The 21,838-nt window shown below is 57.9% G+C and carries 23 protein-coding genes; 16 read left to right on the top strand and 7 right to left on the bottom strand.

The features are described 5' to 3' along the window. Positions 1-19: 19 nt before the first annotated feature. Positions 20-1,126, bottom strand: a complete 1,107-nt coding sequence (locus AC0V6L_RS07965; protein WP_486153760.1) for an isoaspartyl peptidase/L-asparaginase family protein — start codon at positions 1,124-1,126, stop codon at positions 20-22. A gap of 118 nt (positions 1,127-1,244) precedes the next feature. Between AC0V6L_RS07965 and AC0V6L_RS07960 the strand changes: the two genes are divergently transcribed. After that, a complete protein-coding gene (locus AC0V6L_RS07960) occupies positions 1,245-2,408 on the top strand; it encodes a mechanosensitive ion channel (protein WP_486153759.1) in 1,164 nt (387 codons plus the stop codon). Positions 2,409-2,486: 78 nt separating this feature from the next. Next, complete coding sequence (locus AC0V6L_RS07955; RefSeq protein WP_486153758.1) at positions 2,487-3,437, top strand: SDR family NAD(P)-dependent oxidoreductase; 951 nt, start codon at positions 2,487-2,489, stop codon at positions 3,435-3,437. A gap of 21 nt (positions 3,438-3,458) precedes the next feature. Here the strand turns inward: AC0V6L_RS07955 and AC0V6L_RS07950 are convergent, their stop codons facing one another. Genes AC0V6L_RS07950 through bufB form a run of 3 tightly spaced genes read right to left on the bottom strand, consistent with a single transcriptional unit; the run spans position 3,459 to position 6,167 of the window. Next, positions 3,459-4,412 carry an alpha/beta hydrolase fold domain-containing protein gene (locus AC0V6L_RS07950; protein WP_486153757.1) on the bottom strand — a complete coding sequence of 318 codons (954 nt, stop codon included), beginning with the start codon at positions 4,410-4,412 and terminating at the stop codon, positions 3,459-3,461. A 46-nt stretch (positions 4,413-4,458) separates the two neighbouring features. Beyond that, complete coding sequence (locus tag AC0V6L_RS07945) at positions 4,459-5,265, bottom strand: HvfC/BufC N-terminal domain-containing protein (RefSeq protein WP_486153756.1); 807 nt, start codon at positions 5,263-5,265, stop codon at positions 4,459-4,461. Then, on the bottom strand, positions 5,262-6,167 hold the full coding sequence (bufB, locus tag AC0V6L_RS07940; RefSeq protein ID WP_486153755.1) for an MNIO family bufferin maturase: 906 nt from the start codon (positions 6,165-6,167) through the stop codon (positions 5,262-5,264). Before bufB ends, AC0V6L_RS07945 begins: the two co-directional genes overlap by 4 nt. A 420-nt stretch (positions 6,168-6,587) precedes the next feature. On the opposite strand from bufB, the gene AC0V6L_RS07935 reads away from it, so the two are divergent. The 8 genes from AC0V6L_RS07935 (at position 6,588) to AC0V6L_RS07900 (ending at position 12,031) form a co-directional block, all read left to right on the top strand. Further along, on the top strand, positions 6,588-6,869 hold the full coding sequence (locus AC0V6L_RS07935) for a BufA1 family periplasmic bufferin-type metallophore (protein ID WP_486153754.1): 282 nt from the start codon (positions 6,588-6,590) through the stop codon (positions 6,867-6,869). Positions 6,870-6,943: 74 nt separating this feature from the next. Continuing rightward, positions 6,944-7,417 (top strand): DoxX family protein, encoded by a 474-nt coding sequence (locus AC0V6L_RS07930; RefSeq protein WP_486153753.1) that lies wholly within the window; start codon positions 6,944-6,946, stop codon positions 7,415-7,417. Between the two features lie 13 nt (positions 7,418-7,430). Further along, on the top strand, positions 7,431-7,961 hold the full coding sequence (locus AC0V6L_RS07925; protein ID WP_486153752.1) for a sigma-70 family RNA polymerase sigma factor: 531 nt from the start codon (positions 7,431-7,433) through the stop codon (positions 7,959-7,961). A 1-nt stretch (position 7,962) separates the two neighbouring features. Then, on the top strand, positions 7,963-8,619 hold the full coding sequence (locus tag AC0V6L_RS07920) for an NrsF family protein (protein WP_486153751.1): 657 nt from the start codon (positions 7,963-7,965) through the stop codon (positions 8,617-8,619). A gap of 168 nt (positions 8,620-8,787) precedes the next feature. Beyond that, a complete protein-coding gene (gene ispG / locus AC0V6L_RS07915; protein WP_486153750.1) occupies positions 8,788-9,963 on the top strand; it encodes a flavodoxin-dependent (E)-4-hydroxy-3-methylbut-2-enyl-diphosphate synthase in 1,176 nt (391 codons plus the stop codon). Continuing rightward, a complete protein-coding gene (locus AC0V6L_RS07910; RefSeq protein WP_486153749.1) occupies positions 9,960-10,475 on the top strand; it encodes a thioredoxin family protein in 516 nt (171 codons plus the stop codon). The genes ispG and AC0V6L_RS07910 overlap by 4 nt, the downstream gene beginning before the upstream one ends. 32 nt (positions 10,476-10,507) lie before the next feature. Beyond that, positions 10,508-11,422: a histone deacetylase family protein gene (locus AC0V6L_RS07905; protein ID WP_486153748.1), complete on the top strand. Its 915-nt coding sequence runs from the start codon at positions 10,508-10,510 to the stop codon at positions 11,420-11,422. A 57-nt stretch (positions 11,423-11,479) separates the two neighbouring features. Next, entirely contained in the window at positions 11,480-12,031 is a 552-nt protein-coding gene (locus AC0V6L_RS07900) for a retropepsin-like aspartic protease family protein (protein ID WP_486153747.1), read from the top strand. 19 nt (positions 12,032-12,050) lie between these two features. On the opposite strand, the gene AC0V6L_RS07895 is transcribed toward AC0V6L_RS07900, so the two are convergent. Then, on the bottom strand, positions 12,051-12,734 hold the full coding sequence (locus tag AC0V6L_RS07895; RefSeq protein ID WP_486153746.1) for a hypothetical protein: 684 nt from the start codon (positions 12,732-12,734) through the stop codon (positions 12,051-12,053). A gap of 78 nt (positions 12,735-12,812) precedes the next feature. Here AC0V6L_RS07895 and AC0V6L_RS07890 point away from each other — a divergent pair, with 78 nt between their 5' ends. From AC0V6L_RS07890 to AC0V6L_RS07880, 3 genes are all read left to right on the top strand, one after another. Further along, positions 12,813-14,270 (top strand): NAD(P)-binding protein, encoded by a 1,458-nt coding sequence (locus AC0V6L_RS07890; RefSeq protein ID WP_486153745.1) that lies wholly within the window; start codon positions 12,813-12,815, stop codon positions 14,268-14,270. 87 nt (positions 14,271-14,357) lie between these two features. Next, positions 14,358-15,071 (top strand): murein L,D-transpeptidase catalytic domain-containing protein, encoded by a 714-nt coding sequence (locus tag AC0V6L_RS07885; RefSeq protein WP_486153744.1) that lies wholly within the window; start codon positions 14,358-14,360, stop codon positions 15,069-15,071. 3 nt (positions 15,072-15,074) lie between these two features. Further along, the gene (locus AC0V6L_RS07880) at positions 15,075-15,593 is read left to right on the top strand and encodes a hypothetical protein (RefSeq protein WP_486153743.1); all 519 of its coding nucleotides are present in this window, start codon (positions 15,075-15,077) and stop codon (positions 15,591-15,593) included. Here AC0V6L_RS07880 and AC0V6L_RS07875 read toward each other — a convergent pair. Beyond that, positions 15,590-16,966, bottom strand: coding sequence for a L,D-transpeptidase family protein (locus tag AC0V6L_RS07875; protein WP_486153742.1), 1,377 nt, complete (start codon positions 16,964-16,966; stop codon positions 15,590-15,592). The two genes, AC0V6L_RS07880 and AC0V6L_RS07875, sit on opposite strands and share 4 nt — an antisense overlap. A 218-nt stretch (positions 16,967-17,184) precedes the next feature. Here AC0V6L_RS07875 and AC0V6L_RS07870 point away from each other — a divergent pair, with 218 nt between their 5' ends. Continuing rightward, positions 17,185-18,090 (top strand): DMT family transporter, encoded by a 906-nt coding sequence (locus AC0V6L_RS07870; protein WP_486153741.1) that lies wholly within the window; start codon positions 17,185-17,187, stop codon positions 18,088-18,090. Positions 18,091-18,177: 87 nt separating this feature from the next. Here the strand turns inward: AC0V6L_RS07870 and AC0V6L_RS07865 are convergent, their stop codons facing one another. Next, on the bottom strand, positions 18,178-18,342 hold the full coding sequence (locus tag AC0V6L_RS07865; protein ID WP_486153740.1) for a hypothetical protein: 165 nt from the start codon (positions 18,340-18,342) through the stop codon (positions 18,178-18,180). A 223-nt stretch (positions 18,343-18,565) separates the two neighbouring features. Between AC0V6L_RS07865 and acnA the strand changes: the two genes are divergently transcribed. Continuing rightward, positions 18,566-21,238, top strand: coding sequence for an aconitate hydratase AcnA (gene acnA / locus AC0V6L_RS07860; protein WP_486153739.1), 2,673 nt, complete (start codon positions 18,566-18,568; stop codon positions 21,236-21,238). Next, positions 21,195-21,755: a rhodanese-like domain-containing protein gene (locus AC0V6L_RS07855; protein WP_486153738.1), complete on the top strand. Its 561-nt coding sequence runs from the start codon at positions 21,195-21,197 to the stop codon at positions 21,753-21,755. The genes acnA and AC0V6L_RS07855 overlap by 44 nt, the downstream gene beginning before the upstream one ends. Positions 21,756-21,838 lie beyond the last annotated feature (83 nt).

The following is a 21,838-nucleotide window of genomic DNA, read 5'->3' as shown; positions in this document are numbered from 1 at the left end:
CAGCCGCAGCCGCCCAGCCCTATTCCTCGCCGAAAATCGCCACCTCATTCACACCCTCGCTGGTCGCGCGGCCGCGGTACATGCCCTTTGTGTTGAAACTGAACAGCGCATCGCCGCTGGGGGTCACCAGGATAATCCCGCCATCCCCGCCCAGCGCTTTCACCTCTGCCATCACCGAATCCGCGATTTGCTGCGCGCGGCCTTGGGTATAAGCCTTGATATCAATGTCGCTATTGGCGGGTGCATAAACCGTCCAGCCGGACACTTCCATGCGCAGTCTTGCGCAAATCTCATGCGCAACGCCCACGCGGATAAAGTATTCGCCCCACCCTGTCGCGGATAAGGCGCAGCTGCGATTATCGGCATAGGTGCCCGCGCCGATCACCGGGCTATCGCCAATCCGGCCCCAGCGTTTGCCTGTCATCCCGCCCGTTGATGTGCCCGCAGCCAGATCGCCATGCTGATCGAGCGCCACCGCGCCCACTGTGCCGAACTTTATATCCACATCCAGCGCCGAAAGTGCATCGGCTTTCATCCGCTCAAGCGATTGTAACCGCCCCTCGGTTGCGAACCATTCGGGCGGAGCGGTTTCCAAACCCTTTTCGCCTGCAAACACTTGGGCGCCCGCACCGCTTAGGAAAACATGCGGGCTGTCCGTGCGCACTGTGTCGGCCAAGAGGATGGGGTTTTTTACCGATTTGACGCCCGAGACCGCGCCTGCGCTGCGATCGCGGCCATGCATGATTGATGCGTCGAGTTCGTTCTCCCCTTCCCAGGTAAACACCGCCCCGCGCCCGGCATTAAACAATGGGTTATCCTCAAGCAAAACGATCGCCGCCTTGATTGCATCCACCGATGTGCCACCATCGCGAAGGATCTGAGAGCCTGCATCCAGCGCTTCTTGCAAGGCGGCCTCATATTGGGCGCGCTGTGCAGGTGTGGTCGTCTCTCGTGCAATGGTGCCAGCACCGCCATGTATTGCGATGGACCATTGCGGCTCTGATTTTGGCTGAGAGCCCGGCTCAGCATTTTGGGCAGCGGCGGGAGAAAGGCCCAATGCGTATAGCCCCAATAAAGCTGCGACAAACGCGCCAAGTGACTGAAATTTAGAACAGATCAATGTCATTTCATAAGCCTTTACACGGTTTAACCCACAGCGCGGGCCAAATAGTTTACAAAAACGTAAATCGCCGCTGACCGTTCAGCGAGAGTTTTTACAAACCATTGAAGAAAAGGGGATATTCATGCAAATTGGACGATACAGTTTTGACAGCGAATTGGCCATGGCCTTGGGCCAAAAAGCCTTATTCGCGCTTGGCATTTTACTCGTCACGTGGATTCTGGCGAATATCGCCAAGAAAGTTTTTGCCACATTGGTGGACAAGGTTGAGATACTCAATCGCGGCACCGGCTCCGGTCAAAGCGTCGGCATGTCGCTTGGCAAGATCGTGGGCCTTTTGATCTGGCTGTTCGGCCTGCTCGCCATTCTCGACGTGCTCAATTTGGGCGGCGTCGCTGGCCCGATCAACGAATTGCTGAACACCGTCATGGGTTATATCCCGCGCCTCTTCAGCGCTGGCCTGCTTTTGTTCATCGGTTTGATGATCGCAGGGATTGTCCGCGATATTGCGGTCACTGCCATGCAAACGCTGGACCTTGATAAATGGGCCAATAAAGCGGGCGCAGACGAAGTGACAGGCAATGACACCATCACCAAAACGCTGGGCGTTGTCATCTATGCACTGATCGCCATTCCGGTTGGTATCGGCGCGCTGGGCGTGCTTGATATCGCTGCGATTTCCGGTCCGGCAACCGATATGCTGCGGATGATTATGGGCGCTATTCCCAACATCATTGCTGCGGGTGTCCTGCTTGGCATTGGCTATCTTATCAGCCGTTTCGTTGTAGGCCTGCTCACCGATGTGCTGGGCGGATTGGGTGTTGATGCACCGATCGCTGCAATGGGCCTGCTTCCGGCAAGCACCAAAGCCTCATCGGCGATTGCCCGCATTGCGCAAGTTGGCATCATCTTGTTCTTCGCGATTGCCGCCACGCGGATGCTCGGTTTTCCTGAGATCACCAACATCCTCAACCAGGTGCTCGCCATTGGCGGTAATGTGGCCTTTGGCGCGGTTATCATTGGGGTCGGCTTCCTGATTGCCAATCTGCTGGGCAAACTGGTTTCCGCTGGCACAGATGGCAGCATGGCCGGTTCCGTGGTCCGCTATGGCGCGATGCTGGTCTTCACGTTCATGGGCCTCAACAACATGAATATCGGTGAAGAGATCGTGACCATCGGCTTTGGCGCGCTGGTTATCGGCCTGTCGGTCGCAGGCGCTCTCGCCTTTGGAGTGGGCGGACGCGAATGGGCTGCCAAAAAGCTGGAGGAACTTGATAAAGCGAAATAGCACGCTTTTCAGTTTCAATGCATGACGGGGCGCGGTGGCAATGCTATCGCGCCCCTCATCATTTCTGGGAGACAATGCGTGAGCGGTTTTGGCAAGACGACAACCACCGATGAAGTGCTGGCGGGCAAAGATTTAAGCGGAGTGCGGGTGTTTGTAACAGGCGCAACGTCGGGCCTTGGCAAGGAAACGGTGCGCGCCATGGCCGCCAAAGGTGCCCACGTAATGCTGGCCGGGCGCAATCAGGAAACGCTCGATACGGCCGCGGCTGAGATCAAATCGGTGCACCCCGATGCGCGGCTCGACACAATCGTGTGCGACCTCGCCTCGCTGGACAGCGTGCGCGCTTGCGGGGCAGAGGCCCGCGCGCGGTTGGACGCGATTGATCTGCTGATTAACAATGCAGGCGTTATGGCGACGCCTTTGACGCACACGCAAGATGGATTTGAGAGCCAGTTCGGCACCAATCATCTGGGGCATTTTGTGCTGACCAAAGAGCTGATGCCGTTGGTGCAGGCAGGCAACAACAAACGCATCATCAATTTGTCGAGCCGGGGCCACCAGATTGCGCCAGTTAATCTCGATGATCCCAATTTCGAAAACCGCGAATACGATCCGTTCCTTAGCTATGGCCATTCGAAAACCGCCAATGTGCTGTTTTCTGTCGGCTTGGAGGCGCGTTTTGCCGATAAAGGCGTCCATGCCTATGCGGTACATCCCGGCGGCATCAACACCAATCTGGGCCGCCATATGGATGAAAAAATGCAGGAAGGTCTGATGGCGAATATTCTTGCGAATGAACCTGATTTTCAATGGAAAACCGAAGCACAAGGCGCAGCCACATCATGCTGGGCCGCGACTACGCAGGAGCTTGAAGGCAAAGGCGGCCTCTATTGCGAGGATTGCCACGTGGCGCAGGTTGATGATGAAAGCAAAAACGGCGGCGTGCGAAGCTATGCGGTGGACAGCGCGGCGGCAGACAAGCTGTGGACGCTGAGCGAGGAGCTGACCGGCACGGTTTTCACCGTCTGATCCGGGTGCAAAACGCCTCCGCTATTCGGCCAGAAATTCGCTCAGCAGCTTTAGGGTATCCTTGCTTTCGCGGCAGGGGGTGATCGCCATAAAGACATGCGGGGCCTGAGCGTATTCATACAGCATCGCATCCACGCCAACTTCGTTCAGCCGAGCAGCTAATGTGCGCGAATCCACAATGAACAGATCATGCTGGCCCGTCCAAATGCGCGTCGGCGGCAGCATGGCAAGGTATTGCGGCGCGGCATAAAGCGGGCTGCATTCAGCGCTTGCCGGATCGCGCGTTTCGGCAAACATTTTGCCGCATTCACGCAAAGTGCCGATTTTGAGCATGAAATCATGCGGCTCTACCGCAGCGATGGCCGGGTCTTTCATGGTGAGATCAAGCCACGGCGCAAACAGAGCTAGCTTGCCCGGCTGCGCGCTGCCTTCATTTGGCCCGCCCGCTTTGGCCAGCCGCAAAGCCAGCGAGAGAGCCATATGTCCGCCTGCGCTATCGCCATTGAGGATAATCTTGGCCGGATCGTGATCCTCGCACAATTTTGCAAACACGCTATCGGCCAGCGCATCTTGCGCGCTGTGCGAGCTTTCTGGCACCACTTCATACAGCGGAACCGTCACGCTCACCCCGCACGTATCGATCATCGCAGCGACCAGCGGCCAGTGTTCTTTGAACATCGGCAGAATAAAGCCGCCGCCATGGAAATAGAGCATATGCCATTCACCCGGCCCCGATTTGGGATGCAGGGTTACGGCCTGCTGGCCGGCTGCTTCCCACTGGCTCACATCATATTTGCTCGCAAAACTTGTCGGCATCGCCGCATCGCGCGGCAATTTGCGGGTCGCCATATCGGCGCGGAATTCTTCTGCGGTGTGCGGAAAAACCCGTTTGCGCCGCGACATGACCCATTTGACGGTTTTGAGCAGCAGGCTCGCTTTATCAGTGCGCGCCTGCGATGTAGTGTTGGTCAGCATAAATTATCCCTCTCACCGCCGAGGAGAGAGGCGCGGGACCAGCAAGTCAAGCGCTGAATGCCGCGATCAGCCCTTCGCTTAGCCATCCGCCAAGCATCGCGCCTGCCTGCATGGCGGCGGCCTGGATGGCTTCCTCGCCAGGATTTTCGCCCGCGATCAATCCGATAATATCTCCATAAACCGCGCCATCGCGCATGGCGGCAAAGGCGCGGCCTTGCGCCTCATCAACCATCAGAAAGGTGGGCCGCTCCCCCTCGCGCCACACCAGACAGCCGCGCGTGGCTGGGCCTGAAAGCTGCGGCGGTCCCTCGCTCCCCTCCTCCAGCGATCGCCACAGCGCGCCAAGGTCATAATGCACGATGCGCGCAGCAGAGCCGGGGAGGAATTGCAGGCAAAGCCCGGCCCATTGCTCATCACCGAATTGCTGAGATCGCTCGGCAAACTCCGCCGCGCTGATCGGCGCTGTATCCGCCGCTCGCGATGCTTCGAGCATGGACCATTCGAGCCAGGCGATCTCAGCCACTTCGGGATTGTCGCCGAACAGGTCTGCGCAGGTAGCATCAAAGCCTGCGCCCACGCGGTCAATCGTCCAATGCGAAGACGGATGGGCAAGCGCGTGGTGAATGCTCGCCTGACGGAACGCATCTTCCCCGACATAGCGCGCCGTGCGTTCATAGGTGGCGGCAATCGCGTCCATAACAGCAGAGCGGTAATTGCCGCGATAAACGCCCATGCCGGCGGCTTGAGAATTGCCCCATCCCTCGGGAAGCGGGGCGCTGTCATCCAGAATCGCGCGCATGAACGCCGCTTGTGTCTCGGCGAGGTTGACGGCAGGGTTGTTGGAGGGGCTCATGCAGGCTCCAACACCGCGGCTTGATCCGCTATCCCGCGCGCGCGGTCCAATTCGCTAAGCAACTCGCCCAAAGCGGGGATATCCGCATCGCGCTCTATCATGGTCGCAACCGGGCCGGGCAGCATTTCGAGAGCTTTGGCATACAGCGCCCACACGCCATCATCCACCGCCCGGTCATGCGTGTCGATGATGATATCGCGGTCCGCCGTCGCCGGATCGTGGCCCGCAAGGTGGATCTGGCGCACCCGGTCCAGCGGCAGACCTGCCAAATAATCGCCAGCAGAAAAACCGTGATTGGCAGCGGACACATAGATATTGTTCACATCAAGCAGCAAATAGCACCCCGTGCGCTGCGTCATTTCGGTGAGGAATTCCCACTCCGCCATCTCATCACCAGGAAAAGTGAGATAGCTTGACGGGTTTTCAAACAGCATTGCCCGGCCCAGCGCATCTTGGGCTGTATCAATGTTGGCGCACACCACATCCAATGCCGCCTGGGTCAATGGCATAGGCAGCAGATCATGGCTGTTATGCGCGCTGGTGCGGGTCCAGCACAGGTGATCAGACACCCATAAAGGCTCAATCCGATCCGCCAGCATGCGCAGCCGGGCAAGATAGTCCTTATCCAGCCCGTCCGCAGAGCCGATTGACATCGACACCCCATGCAGGATCACCGGATAAAGCGCGCGCGCCTCTTCCAGAATCCGCAAAGGCCGGCCGCCATCTGTCATATGGTTCTCGCTGATAACCTCGAGAAAATCGACTGGTTGCTTATTCGCCGGCTGCTTATTGATAGACGCCTGCTGCCCATCTGCCGCATCCAGAAAATCGGCGTAATGTTCTGATCGCAGGCCCAGACCGAAGCCGTGAAATTGGTCAATCGTATGGGATGAAGATGTCATGGAGGCGTCCTTACAGCATTTTTGCAAAATCGGCAGCCCGGCGGACCTGTCAACTTGCTTGCCCCCGTGTGCGCCGCGTGTGGGTGGGGGTCAGTGTCACGGCGCAAAAAGAGGCAGCCCGCCAGACTGCCTGACACCGCGCAAATAGGGCCAGGTAAGGCCGCCCTTCAGCGCGGTATCTGATAAAGTGTTCGCGATTGCCCCTGCACGCGTTACACATAGGAAACGAAGGGGGGCATCGAAGGGGGGATCGGAGGAAGAAAAATAGCGGACCCAAACACGGCCCGATCGCGGGCACATTGGCGCTAATTTCAAAAAAGTTGGAACCTGCTTGTAACCCATCGCGGCATTGCGGCGAATTGCCAGATAGCTGCGGCACACTTGCCGAGCGCAAGATAGATGAAATTCAGGAGACGACACATGAACACCAAGACAATCGCCAATTTCGCAGGCCTTGCATTGACCGCAGGTATTGCCGCTGGCCTCGCCGTAACCCCGGTTGCTGCTCAGGGCGCGAAGGAAAAATGCTACGGCGTTTCAAAAGCCGGCAAGAATGACTGCGCCGCCGGCCCCGGCACAAGCTGCGCTGGCACATCGACGCGCGATTGGCAGGGCAATGCCTGGAAATATGTCGACAAAGGGTCATGCGTAAAAATCAGCACGCCCAAAGGCAAAGGCTCACTCAAGCCGCTTAAGCGATAAAACCGATTGGCCCGGGAAAGCGGCGCATCAGGCAAATTTGGCGCCGCTTTCCAAGGGCAGCATAGGAGGACACAATGAACACCATCATTTCAATGTATCGCGGTTTGGTCGGCTTTTTGTCGGGCAAATTTATGGAAAGCGTCGGATTGCTGCTTGCACGCATTGCACTCGCGCTGATTTTCTGGCGGTCGTACAAAACGAAAGTCGTTGAAGGCACGTGGTTCGAAATCGACGAGATCCAGTACTTCCTGTTCGAAAACGAATTTTCAGGACTGCCAATCCCAACCGATCTGGCGGTTCCCATGGCAACCTACGCCGAATTTGCATTCCCGCTGCTGCTGTTTGCGGGCCTTTTCACCCGGTTCTCTGCGGTTTCGTTGATGATTATGACTTTGGTGATCCAGTTTTTCGTATTCCCGACAGCGGATCATTTCTGGGGTTGGGCGATTACACCTATAGCTTTGGCTTTGGTGCTGATCTCTCGCGGTGGCGGACTTTTCTCGCTTGATCGGATTTCTGACCGATTGTTCGCCCCGAAAGCCGGGTAAGCGGGTTTAGGCCATGATCGCCGACGAACCCACTCTGGCTCGCCTGATGGTGGCAGCGCAGGACGGCGATAAAGCCGCCGCCAATGTGCTGCTCACCGAGGTGGGCGTTTGGCTGGAGCGGTATTTTCGCCGCCGAGTGCCCCCGCATCAGATCGATGATCTGGTACAAGAGGTTCTCATCGCGTTTTATACAAAGCGCGCCACATGGGACCCAAAGCGCGCGTTTCTGCCATGGCTGGCAGCCATTGCGCGGTACCGGTGGGTCGATCATTTGCGCAAAGTGTACAAGCACGATGCGTCAGAATTGATGGAAGATGATGCGGTAGAAGACAGCGACGAAGAAGTTGTCATGGCCCGCGTCAGTCTTGATAGATTGTTCAAACACTTGCCTGACAATCAGGCCGAAGCGATTGAACTGGTTAAAATTGGCGGATTATCGATCCGCGAAGCGTCTGAAAAAACCGGGCAAAGCGAAAGCCTGGTGAAAGTGAATATCCATCGCGGCCTCAAGAAACTGGCCTCTTTGGTAGAGAAAGCTGACTGATATGGAAAAGTATTCGAGCACAGAGACATTGGTCGCAGCACTCGCTGACGATCTGACACCTGTGAAACGTGTGAAACCTGCCGAAGGCGCAGCTTTGATTGCGTTCGCAGCGGTCATTGCCGCTGTCGCATCCATCGCCGTTTATGATTGGTGGGATGGCCTTTTGACAGGCGAAGCATCGGGCTATTTCCTGATCACGCATGGATTGCTGCTGGTGGTTGGCATTGCCAGCACTGCGGCCATGGTAACAAGCGCCATGCCCCGGATCGGGATGCGTGCCAGCGCGCCGCTGTGGGGTGCGATCATGCTCGCAATTCTGCCTTTAGGCGCGATTATCAGTCTGACAACTGGCGAAGGCCACGATCATGCCGCCGAAGGGCTGAACGATCCGGTCGCATTTATGTGCACCACCGCCTCATTGGCCGCAGCGGCTTTGGTGCTGGTTGCATCGGTGATGTGGCTCAGACGCGGCGCGCCTGTATCGATTGAACGCTCCGCCTGGCTTGCAGGGCTGGCAGCAGGAACGCTTGGCACTTTGGCTTATGGGATCACCTGCCCGCTCGACACTTTCTCGCATGTCGGACTGTGGCACATCGCGCCCGTAGCGATTGCCGCCGTGATTGGCCGAATTGTGGTCCCGCCGCTGATCCGCTGGTAGGTTTCCTACCCGTTGCACGCTGTGGTAGATGGGCGGCCATGTTCAGGGTCGCAATTTTGCAGCAAAGCCTTCATATGGGGCGCGTAAGGGTGACTTGCGCGCCCCATCGCTTTTTGTTTCCAGGACCGTGTAACATGCGGTCCATGCTTCAGGTTGAAGGCCAATAGTATGAACGCGATCCGCCCTTGGCGCACGATTGAACGCCGCGAATGCCGGCAGATCATGGTCGGCAATGTGCCCGTTGGCGGCGACGCGCCGATCACGGTGCAAACGATGACGAACACGCCGACAGAGGATGCGGCGGCAACGATTGACCAGATCCGCCGGTGTGAGGAGGTGGGCTGCGACATTATCCGCGTCTCTTGCCCGACAGAAGAGGCCACAGCCGCCTTCCCGCTCATCACCCGAGCCGCCAACATCCCGGTGGTGGCCGACATCCACTTCCACTACAAACGCGCTTTGGAGGCAGCCGATGGCGGGGCCGCCTGCCTGCGCATCAATCCGGGCAATATCGGATCATCTGACCGGGTTGCCGAAGTGGTCCGCGCCGCCAAAGCCAATGGCTGCGCCATCCGTATTGGCGTGAACGCCGGCAGCCTCGAGAAAGACCTGCTTGAGAAATACGGAGAGCCCTGCCCCGAAGCCTTGATTGAAAGCGCATTGGATCACATCAAGCTGCTGCAAGATCACGACTTTCATGACTTCAAGGTTGCCGTCAAAGCATCCGACGTCTTCCTGGCGGTTGCCGCCTATCACGGCCTTGCCGATGCGGTCGATTGCCCCTTGCATCTTGGCATAACAGAGGCTGGCGGGCTGATCGGGGGAACGGTGAAGTCCTCCATCGGCATGGGATCGCTGCTGTGGGCAGGGATCGGCGACACGATCCGCGTATCGCTGTCGGCTGAACCTGAGGAAGAGGTCAAGGTCGGCTATGAGATGCTCAAAGCCTTGGGCCTGCGCACGCGCGGCGTGCGCGTTGTGTCATGCCCCTCGTGCTCGCGTCAGGGTTTCGACGTGATCCGGACGGTGGAAACGCTGGAAAAGCGCCTTGAGCATATCAAAACGCCGATGTCGCTGTCAGTGCTGGGCTGCGTGGTCAATGGCCCGGGCGAAGCGCGCGAGACCGATATCGGCCTCACAGGCGGCGGCAATGGCAAGCACATGGTCTATCTGTCCGGCATGAAAGCGCATGCGATTGAGGATGAGGATATGCTCGATCACATCGTGAAACTGGTCGAAGACAAAGCCGCCGCGATTGAAGCGGGCGAAGCGGTTGCGTTCGATCCGCATGCTCAAGAGCAGAAGACGCCTACCCCTGAAACGGCAACCGAGGCGGCTGAATGATCAAGGCTCTGTTTGCAGGTGTTCTGGCAGCCCTACTGCTAGGCGGCGGGGTCGCACTCGCGAAGGTCGCTGGCGGCGAGGCGCATGACTATCCGGAGGCCGAGGCCTACACCGTATCTGATGACGCAAACGCCGATGTCGATGCGGCGCTCGCAGCAGCGGCGGCGAATGATACGCGCGTATTGCTGGTGATGGGCGCAAACTGGTGCCACGACAGCCGCGCTCTGGCCGGTTGGCTTGGGACGCAGCGGTTCAAAGCGCTGATCGCTGACCGCTACGAGCTGGTCTATGTCAATGTCGGCATGCCTCAATCAGGCGATGGCCATAACCTCGCCATTGCCCGCCGCTTTGGCCTCGAGGATCTGCCCGGCACACCCAACCTGCTCGTGCTGAGCGCAGATGGCACACTGCTAAACCCCGACACCGCAACCAGCTGGCGCAATACGGCCACCCGCGAAGAAAACGCGATCTATGATGAGCTGGCGATGCTGGCGGATGCAGCAGGCGTCTAACTCTGCTGCACGTCGTCCACCACGCTGACTACATGGCGCCGCAACCAACGCGGGGCACGTTCAAGTTCGACAAGTATCAGCTTGTGATGGAGGAATTGCGGGCGAGCGGAGAAGCGATGACCGAACACGCGCCTCTCCCCATGCCGCGCGATTGGCTCGAAGCGGTGCATGACCCGGCCTATGTCGAAGAGGTCTTCACAGCCCAAGTTCCGCCCGAAAAGGAACGCCGTATCGGCTTTCCAGTGACGGAGCGTATCAGAGACCGCGTGCGCCACACCAATGGCGGCACATGGCTGGCGGCAAAGCTTGCGATGCGGCACGGCTATGCCGCAAACTCAGCGGCGGGCAGCCATCACGCGCTGAGCAATACCGGCGCGGGATATTGCGTGTTCAACGATCTGGCGGTCGCTTCCAACCGCTTGATCGCACAAGGCGATGCGCGTTCCATCCTGATCGTCGATCTTGATGTGCATCAGGGCGATGGCACAGCCAGTCTGACCGCCGGGCGCGAAGATATTGTCACTCTGTCGCTTCATGCAGAGCGCAATTTCCCGGTGCGAAAAGCGCGCTCTGATTGCGATGTGCCTTTGCCCGATGGGGTGGATGATGATGGCTATATGGCAGAGCTTCAGAAACACCTGCCGCGCATGCTGGATGATGCCGCGCCCGATCTGGTGCTGTACCAGGCGGGCGTTGATCCGCACCGGGATGACAGGCTGGGGCGGCTGGCGCTTACGGATGAAGGACTTGCCCGGCGTGATGCCTATGTGGTGAAAGAGGTGCGCGCTCGCGGCGTGCCGATCGCATCCGCGCTGGGCGGAGGATATGGCGATCCGCATGAGGTCGCCGCTCGCCATGCGCGTTCCATGCTGACGATGGCGCAAGTGAATGCTGGCTTTCCGCTTGGCGCGCTGACAGGTGACCGCGCGGATAAAGAAACGCTTTAGAGTGCCTTAAGCTTCGCGCCTTAAACTGCCAAAACAATGCTTGAACGGGTGATCATATTGGCTGCGGCAATCTGCGGCTTTGCGGTACTGGTTGTGCCTTCGGGTGATGAGAGCGGCGAAGAAGCCGCCGCAGCCGCATCATCTGCAAGCTCATCGCCTTTCTCCGGGTCTTCATCTGAGCCCTTCACAGGGTCAGGCAATAAGACATTTACGTCGAAATCAGGCAGCGGCAGTTTTGGCGGGGAGCACACTCTTGCGCGCGAAGGCGATGGGCATTTCTACGCCGCCGCCAGCATTGATGGCGCGCGCATGCGCATGCTGGTTGATACCGGCGCATCGGTGATCGCGCTGACGGCGGATGATGCAAGATCGGCGGGCGTGCATTGGAATGACGGCGATGTCCGCCATATCGGATCCGGTGCAAGCGGGGCGGTTTACGGCGTTCCGGTCACTCTGCGCGAGGTGGAAATAGGCGGCATGGTCAGGCGCAATGTCGAAGCGGTCGTGATCCCGCGCGGGCTTGGCATATCGCTGCTGGGCCAATCCTATCTGTCGCAGATCGGCGCGGTTGAAATTTCGAACGATGAGATGATTATGCGCGCGAATTAACGCCGGTTATCGCCGCCTGCTAAAAGTAGATGTCGATGTAATCGGTGAGACGATCGCACCATTCAAATTCGCGCAGCCGCCAATATTTGCGGTTCTGCGTGATGCCAAACCGCCAACCCCTTTTGCTCATATTGCAAAGCCGGTCAGCATTGGGCGCGCCCAGGATTTTGATCGTCCCGTCATAGATAAAATAATCGGTGCCGATTTCGGTGATGAACCCTTCGATCTCCATGCGTTCGCCAGGTGCCCCCTCTTGCCCGCCCATAAGCAGCCAATAGCCATCCTCATCCACCGCAACCCAGGTGCGCCCGCGTTCCTCCCAGCCAATCCATTGCACGGTGATGCCAGTGTTGCCGAACAGCCGCTCTGCCATGGCGGGGTCGAGGATTTTGGTGGGCTGCGCGGGCATTTCAGCGGCTTCGACTGTGACTGTGCTGGGCGTGTCCGTGCGGCTGCTACGAGTGATCGCAAGTTTGCGGTATTCGATTTGGGGCGCAGGCGCGACCGTTAGCGGCTTGGCAAGCGGGTAAGCCGGCGCGCCTGGTTCAGCTGTGCTGGCCGCAGGAGCCGCTTGCGCCGCGGCTTTCACGCTTTCAGGCCCGCCGACAGCCGACGCGCAGCCGCCCAGCGCTCCAAACAGCGTTCCAAACAGCGCCGCAAGCACCACCGCCGGACCCATTTTCGCAAGGTTATCTGCAACCATTTCACTTTCCCCCATATCGCATTTCGCCTAGCAGCATCGCAGCGCATCAGCGCACTATAAAGACAGGATAGACGCGATATGGCTGAGCTGGAAACCGATTATCTCGTGATTGGCGCAGGCGCTGTCGGATTGGCTTTTGCCGATACGCTGCTTGATGAAGATCCCGATTGCCACATCACCATCGTTGACAAACACGCGCGGCCCGGCGGGCATTGGAACGATGCCTATCCCTTTGTCGCCCTGCACCAGCCCAGCGCGACATACGGCGTCAATTCGATGGAGATGTGCCCCGACCGGGTGGACACACAGGGCCACAATGCCGGCATGTATCCGCTGGCCAAGCACGCGGAAATCCTCGCTTATTATCACACGCTGATGATGGACCGGCTGATACCGAGCGGGCGCGTATCCTATCACCCGCTCACCGCTTATGAGGGTGGCGAGGCAGGCACACACCGGGTCAAAGGCATTTTGTCCGGCGACGAGACCACCATCACCATCCGGCGCAAGCTGGTGGATGGCACATTTTTCAAAACCAGCGTTCCTGCGACGCACAAACCTGCTTTTGAAATTGAGGCAGGCACCCGGTTTGCAACGCCCGGTGATTTGCCCGCTTTGTGGCAACAGGCCGATAATCTGCCCGATCACTATGTCATTATCGGCGGCGGCAAAACCGCGATGGATACAGGCGTATGGCTGCTGGAGGCGGGCGTTAAGCCGGACTCCATCGGCTGGGTGCGCCCGCGCGATAGCTGGATGTTCAACCGCAAACTGTTGCAGCCTGCCCATGCCAATCTGGAAGGCTTGATCGAATTTCAGGTCGCCTTGGTTGAAGCCGCCAATGGGGCTGAAACCGGTGATGAGATGTTCGCGCAATTGGGTGAGCGCGGGGTGATGCTACGGCTTGATCCGCAAATCACGCCCAAAATGTTCCACTTTGCCGTCATTTCAGAGGCCGAGGTTGCGCTGCTGCAAGGCATTACGCAGGTTCATCGCCAAGGCCGCGTGACCCGCATCGCGCCGGGCCAGATGCATTTTGGCGAAACCGTAGTGAACGTGCCCGGCAATACGCTCTTTATCGATTGCACCGCCAGCGCCGTCCCGTTTGAAGCGCGCGGCAACATTCGCCCGTTCTTCGATGGCGACCGGATAACCCTGCAACTCGCGCAGGCCCCATTCGTCCCCTATTCCGCCGCGCTGGCCGCCTTTGTGGAAGCGAATTTTGAAACCGATGCGGAAAAGAACAATCTGCTGCCCCCTGCTCCGCTGACCGATACGACCGACACCTATCCCTATGCGGTGATGTCCAATTTGATGAGCACGGCGATCCTGTCCGGCAATGAGAAAACCAACGCCTTTAATGCGCGCAGCCGCTTGCATCCGACAGGGCCAGCGATTGCCAAAATGATGGCGGAAGGCGATCCGCGCCTTGCCCAATTCAGCCAAGTCGGCGCAAAAATCCGCGACAATATGCCCGGCGTCATCAAGCTTGGGATGAAAGCCAAAGCGATCCATGAAGGAGAGCTTGCCGCGTAAATGTCCCGATCTGGGAAAATACCTGTGCAAGGTGGACCTATTTTCCGTTCACGGGAACCTCATCACTGGGCTATATATTGGTAGATTATGAACCGACGCGATTGTCTTAAAGGTGCTTTGGCCGCAGGAGCCGCGTTATCGGTGCCTGCCGCTTTGCCTGCTAAACTGGCCGCACAGCCTGCCAAGGGGTCTGTGCGAGATCGCAAATTGTTCGAAATTGCCGCGCGAGAACTGGCGCGGGTGGGCGACAATATCTGGAAACGCGATATTGTTGGCATTGCCGATTACGGCCTGCATTCTGCGCTGCCGCGCTTTCACTTCGTCAATCTGAACTATGAAGAGGTGGAAAGCTATCACGTCGCCCATGGGCGCGGGTCTGATCCTGAACATGATGGCTGGCTCAACAATTATTCCAATGTCGAAGGGTCCAATGCGACAAGCAAGGGCGCCTATGTGACGTGGGAATGGTATCAGGGCCGCTATGGCACATCGGTGCGTTTGGGCGGGCTAGACCCCACGAATGAGGCCGCCTTGCGCCGCTATATCGTGATGCACCAGGCCAAATATGCAGAGCCATCGCATGTGGCGCGCTGGGGGCGGCTGGGCCGCTCCAATGGCTGTTTCGCGCTTGGGGCAGAAGATTTCAGGAAAGCGCTTTTGAACCTATCGGGCGGGCGGATGATTTATGCCGACAGTTTGGGCCTGATGGAAGACGGAAGCCTTGCGCGCGGGCCGCAATATGAAGCACTGCAACCCGCTCAGCCGACAGCAGCGCAAAGATATGCGCCGGGGACGTTTTAGGGTTTGGGTTATCAGACGAGCACTGCAAAGTTCGAGCTTGATGTTGGATCAGTGCTAGTAGGCATCTTGCCCGCAAGCTTTCAGGCTTCCATTATCGGAAGCACACTCTCAGTTCTTTATGTCATTGGATTTGCCGCGGTCACCGGCGACGGCATAGAATTTTCTGCATTATCTCAAGCTTTTTCGGGTCTCGTCGTAACTGCTTTGGTTTTGATTTTAACAATCAGTATCGGGGCAGCACTTTGCGCGTTCTACATCACAGCGATTGGCGCCCCTGTTGCGTTATGGCTAAGACAAAAAATCGAGATGCCGCGATCATCAATCACGGCAATTGTAACAGCAATCGGAGCCGGAGCGTTTGCGACTTACCAGATTTTTGGAGGTTTGACCGGTAGCGAACCGATAGATAATTTTCATCTGGTTGCGCTAATCGCAGTCTACGCAATTCCGGCTGGCTATTTTTACCGCCAAGCTATCATTGCTTCGCGTAGCTTTAGTCCATTGAACCATGGCGAAACTTAATCCCCCGCCAGCGGGTTGTTCTCAATCACAATCACCTCGTCGGTGATCTCATAGCTGCGATCGCGTTCGCGGGGTTTGTCGAGGCTCGCGAGCACGGGCGCATCTCGGTTGTAGATATCCTTGAACGTCGCCATTTCGCCGTTCACATCGGTCGCCATGGTGAAATAGGTGATATACGCTGGCACTTTACGCTCGTTCATCACCTTGGTGTATTTGCCCGAGGTGGAGATTTCGACCGCTTCTTCCTTGGTTGCGCCTTTGCCAAGGATCGCCACCATCATCGCCACTTCCAGCGCGCTTTCGGTGCGGATGCAGCCATGGCTGAGCGCGCGGTTCTCGCGGGCGAACAGATGGCGCGACGGCGTATCATGAAAGAAAATCGCGTGGCGATTGGGCATTTCCAGCTTCATCCGGCCCAGCGAATTGGTCGGCCCCGGTTGCTGCACAACCGAAATCCAGCCGTTCGCGCCGCGCGTTGCCTTATATCCCTTGGCCTTTGCCCAGCCCGGATTGCTGAGCACGCGCTGGCCCAGCCCTTCGCCTTTGACGATGGATTGGGGGACGGTCCAAGTGGGGTTGAACACCACACCTGACACATCCTCTGCCAATTGCGGGGTCGCGGTGCGGCCGGGTTTACCGACGATGGTCCGGTAGCTCTTGATGATCTTGTTGCCCACGGTCAGCCGCAGCTGATATTCGGGCACATTGGACATCAGATAAACCTTGCCCAGATCGCGCCCGAGCCAGCGCCAGCGATCCATATTGGCGCGGATCAGCTTGCGTTTGGCTGTGTCGGTTTCCGCCGTGGCTGCCAGCGCGGCCTTTAATTCGGCGTAATCGGGATGAACCGGGTTCAGCCCCATCAAAGTGCCCGCAATATCGCCCGATGCAAGTGCTTTCGCCAGCAGATCGCCGGTGCGATAGGTTTCGCGGTCAGGATCGACCACAAACCATTGTTCGCGCGCATCCATCGGCGTGCGGCCATCGCGCAGATCTTCGACCAGCCAGCCAAAGTTTTTAGAAGCAATCTGGTTGAGTTCAGCCGACGGCGCAGAGGCAATCGCGGTTTGCAGCGCCTGGATATCGTAATCGGCTGGATCAAGCCCTTCTGCGCCGATCCCTTCGATGACGGCAATCAGGCTTTGCGCATTGGCAATGCTCCATTCCTGCACGAGCGGCGCAGCGGGTTCCAGCCCGCCCTGCACGACAGGTTCGGAGATCATGGCAGGGGCAGCGGCGGCATCATCGCCTGCTGCATTCTGCTCGCCAGCATTGTCCTGCGCCAACGCTGTTCCTGTGGCTGCAACAGAGGCTGCGCCGATCAATGCCGTTGCCGCGAAAGTGCCGTTCAATTTGCCGATCCAATTGCGCATTGCTTATTACCCGTTTTGCAAAGTCATATGGGGGTTTGTGAGTGCCAAACCCGTTTTCACGCGTGCACTCTACCCCCTGTTTAAGACGACTATCAACCACAATGCCTTTACGGGGGCTGAATCCTGCACAGTTCTGGCGGAATTGGAAAAAGCACGCATACGGGGCCAGTGTTGAGCTTGGCGCGTGACCTTGAGCGCGCCCCGCGATAGGGGGCAGTATGCCTCCCAGCCCCCTCGCCAAGACCACTCCGGCACTGGCCGCTCTTGCCGCTTTTGCAGGGGTTGGGTTTTTGTCGCTGATGGATGCCTATATGAAAGAGGCCGCGCTTGCCGCTGGCGCTTATTCCGCCACCATTCTGCGATCGGCTGCCGCCATCTGCATCATTGCGCCGGTCTGGCTTGTCCAGCGCCCGAAATGGCCGGCGCGCAGCGTGATGAAGCTGCATATCGAACGCGGCGTTATCTCTGCCTTTATGGCGCTCAGTTTCTTCTTCGCGCTCACCAAGTTGCCGCTGGCCGAAGCGATTGCGTTGAGCTTTATCGCGCCTTTGATAGCGCTGTATCTCGCCCGGATTTTGCTGGGTGAGGAAATCCGGCGCACGGCGATATTTGCCAGCATGCTGGGATTTGCAGGCACGCTGGTGATTGTTGGCGGGCGGATCGGCGCAGGTCAGTTCAGCCAGGATGCAGCCTGGGGCATGGCTGCTTTGATGGTCTCGGCGCTGCTTTATGCTTACAATTTCGTCGTGATCAGGCGGCAATCGCAGCTGGCAGGCCCGATTGAGATTGCGACCTTTCACAGCGGGATCGGGGGGCTGGTGCTGCTTGTCTTTGCGCCGTTTCTATGGGCGATGCCGCCTGTCCAAACGCTGGGCGGGATCGGGGCTGCGGGATTTTTGACTGTGCTTGGCGCGATGGCGATTGCATGGGCCTATGCCCGCGCGCAGGCCCAAGTGCTGGTGCCAATAGAATATTCAGGCTTTGTCTGGGCGAGCATTTTCGGCTGGTTGTTCTTTCGCGAACAGGTCACATGGCCAACGCTTGCTGGCACAGCCTTGATTGTCACAGGATGCTGGATCGCCGCGCAATCAGCGAAAGAGGAAAAGCCGGAGCAGCTGGGATAGACTAGCCGCCCCGGCATCACGCTTCCTTGGGTCAGGGGCGGAAACGTGAATTCTTCCTCAACTAATTGCGACTCCGAAAGGAGGCCATCATGGCTGCCGCTCAGCCGTTTCCAGCTCGGAGCTTGCCGCAGCAGGCGCGCTCCCCGACATCGTAATGGCGATTGTAAAGCAAAAGGAGACCATCATGATCGCAGCAAAAATGCCCGCTTTCATGCTTTCAGCATGAGTTTGCGCGGTATCCTGCTTTTTCATGGGTCCGGCCCTCCTTTATCGCCCAACAATCGCGACCGCATTACCGCGAACACCGCGCAAAGCGGTAGTAAACTCTGGTAACATGGCGCAATTGGTCCTCATCCGCATCAGACCCACTTGACCTCTCGCGCGTGAACGCGCAGGTGAACCGGGCAAATTCGCGCCGCTGGGATCAATTGGCGGTTTATGCGCATCTGATGAGAAATAAGGGATATTCGACGCTATGACAGCCATCGGCAAGGACACGCTCGCCACCCGTTCAACGCTTGACGTAAACGGCAAGCAATACGCCTATTATTCGCTCGACAAAGCGGCGGCGCAATTGGGCGATGTCTCCAAACTGCCGAATTCGATGAAAGTGCTGCTCGAAAACCTGCTCCGGTTCGAAGACGAAGGTTTCACTGTCGGGCGCGAGCATATTCAGGCGATTGTCGATTGGCAGAAAAACCCCAAAACCGGCAATGAAATCCAGTACCGCCCTGCGCGCGTCCTCCTGCAAGATTTCACCGGCGTCCCTTGCGTTGTTGATCTCGCAGCCATGCGCGATGCGATCAAGGAATTGGGCGGTGATACCCAAAAGATCAATCCGCAGGTGCCGGTCAATCTCGTGATCGATCACTCAGTCATGGTCGATGAATTTGGTCACCCGCAGGCGATGGAAGCGAATATGGCGCTCGAGTATGAGCGCAATGCGGAACGCTATGATTTCCTTAAATGGGGTTCAAAGTCGTTTGAAAACTTCTCCGCTGTCCCTCCCGGCACCGGCATTTGCCACCAGGTGAACCTAGAACACATCGCGCAAGGCATCTGGTCGAGCGCGGATGAAAACGGCGAAATGGTCGCCTATCCTGATACCTGCGTTGGTACAGACAGCCACACCACCATGATCAACGGCCTTGGCGTTCTGGGCTGGGGCGTTGGCGGGATCGAGGCGGAAGCCGCGATGCTGGGCCAGCCGATTTCGATGCTGATCCCCGAAGTTGTCGGCTTCAAACTGACCGGCAAAATGGCCGAAGGCGTGACCGCCACCGACCTTGTTCTCACCTGCGTCCAAATGCTGCGCGAAGTGGGCGTTGTGGGCCGCTTTGTGGAATTTTACGGCGAAGGCGTTGCCAACCTCACTCTGGCAGACCGCGCAACCATCGCGAACATGGCGCCCGAATATGGCGCGACCTGCGGGTTCTTCGGCATTGATGACAAGACCATTGATTACATGCGCCTGACGGGCCGCTCAGAGGAAAATCTCGCTCTGGTGGAAGCCTATGCCAAAGCGCAGGGCATGTGGTTTGATCCTGCGCACGAGCCGGTGTTCACCAACACATTGTCACTGGATATCGCGAGCGTGGTGCCAAGCCTTGCCGGGCCAAAGCGTCCGCAGGACCGCGTGATCCTTCCCGAAGTGGACGAGCTGTTCAACGGTGATCTGAAAACGGTCTACAAAAAAGACGCCCCCGTCCGTGTTGACGTGGATGACACCGCGCATGATATTGGCGATGGCGATGTGGTGATTGCGGCAATCACCAGCTGCACCAACACATCCAACCCCGATGTGCTGATTGCAGCGGGTCTGGTGGCGAAGAAAGCGAATGAGCGCGGCATGCTGCCGAAGCCTTGGGTGAAAACCTCGCTCGCACCGGGATCACAAGTGGTCACTGATTACCTAGTCAAATCGGGCCTTCAGGATGATTTGGATGCGATCGGGTTTGACCTTGTCGGATATGGCTGCACGACCTGCATCGGCAATTCCGGCCCGCTGGCTGCGCCGATCAGCAAAGCGATCAATGGCAATGACATCGTTGCTGCCTCAGTCCTTTCGGGCAATCGCAATTTCGAAGGCCGCGTTAGCCAAGACGTGCGCGCGAACTTCTTGGCAAGCCCTCCGCTCGTGGTGGCCTACGCGCTCAAAGGCACGGTAACCGAAGACATCACCACCACGCCTTTGGGCCAGGACCAGGACGGCAATGACGTGATGCTCGCCGATCTGTGGCCTTCCAATGCCGAGATTGCAGAGCACCGCGCGGCCAATATTGACCGGTCTATGTTCGAAACCCGCTATGCCAATGTCTATGATGGAGATGAGCACTGGCAGGCGATCACGGTGGAACCATCCGACACCTATCAATGGCGCGCTGGCAGCACCTATGTCGCCAACCCGCCCTATTTCGAAGGCATGGGCATGGAGCCTGCGCCGGTTGAAGATATCGTGGATGCCAAACCGCTCGCGATCCTTGGCGATTCTGTCACAACCGATCACATCTCGCCTGCTGGCGCAATCAAGGAAGACTCGCCCGCTGGTTCTTATTTGAACTCCAATCAGGTCGCGAAGAAGGACTTCAACTCCTACGGCTCACGCCGCGGCAACCATGACGTGATGATGCGCGGCACTTTCGCCAATATCCGCATCAAGAACGAAATGGTCCCCGGCGTCGAAGGCGGCGAAACCGTCTATAATGGCGAGCAAATGCCGATCTATGACGCGGCGATGAAGCACAAAGCTGATGGCACGCCGTTGATCGTTGTGGGCGGCAAGGAATATGGCACAGGCTCATCGCGCGATTGGGCAGCCAAAGGCACCATCCTTTTGGGTGTGCGCGCGGTTATCGTTGAGAGCTTTGAACGCATCCACCGCTCAAACCTTGTCGGCATGGGCGTGCTTCCGCTGCAATTCAAAGGCGGCGATACGCGCGAAACGCTGAACTTGGACGCGGATTGCACATTCTCGATCAAAGGTCTGGCGGATCTCGCCCCCGGTCAGGATATCGAGATCGAAGCAACCCGCGCCGATGGCACCAGCTTCACTTTCACCGCGCTCTGCCGGATCGATACCGCAAACGAGATGGAATATTACCGCAATGGCGGCATCCTCCATTACGTTCTGCGCAAACTGGCTGCATAAACCGATGAAGCGGCGCGCTTTTCTCATCGCAAGTGCGGGAATGGGCCTCGCCCTTGCTGCTTGCGCGCCGCAATCGGATGAAAAGGACACCGTTCGTGACATTCTTCCGTTTCCCGAAATGGCGGCGGCAGCAGAATTGGAAGTGCGCGAAGGCCTGAGCCAAACCGGCTCAGAAATTGCCACAAACAACGGACAGCTCATCGAAATAAGCGCTGATGATTTGGCTGAGAGATTGGCAAATGAGAACATCCGGCTGATTGATGTTCGCACCCTTGAGGAAGTTGCCGAAGGCATCATCCCCGGCGCAGAGCATATCGCAATGGATCGCTTCGATCCTGCCGAGGTCGCCTCACAAGATGATCGGGAGATCGTCCTTTATTGCCGATCAGGCCGGCGTTCCAGTCTTGTCGGCGAAAAGCTTGCCGCGCACACTGGTAAGCCCGCCACACACCTTGAAGGCGGCATTCTTGCTTGGAAGTCTTCGAGCAAGACGCTGATTGTTCCGGGTAAAGAATAGCCCCCCTACCCTTGCCGCTAAAGCGCGGATCGACCCTATATTCATCAATCTTACATACTGGACACCCCATGACTTTCCCTAAG

The sequence above is a fragment of the Erythrobacter sp. JB1-15 genome (genome assembly GCF_057365035.1).
The sequence above is the reverse complement of the archived record's forward strand: the minus strand, read 5'-3'. Positions and strand labels throughout refer to the sequence as shown.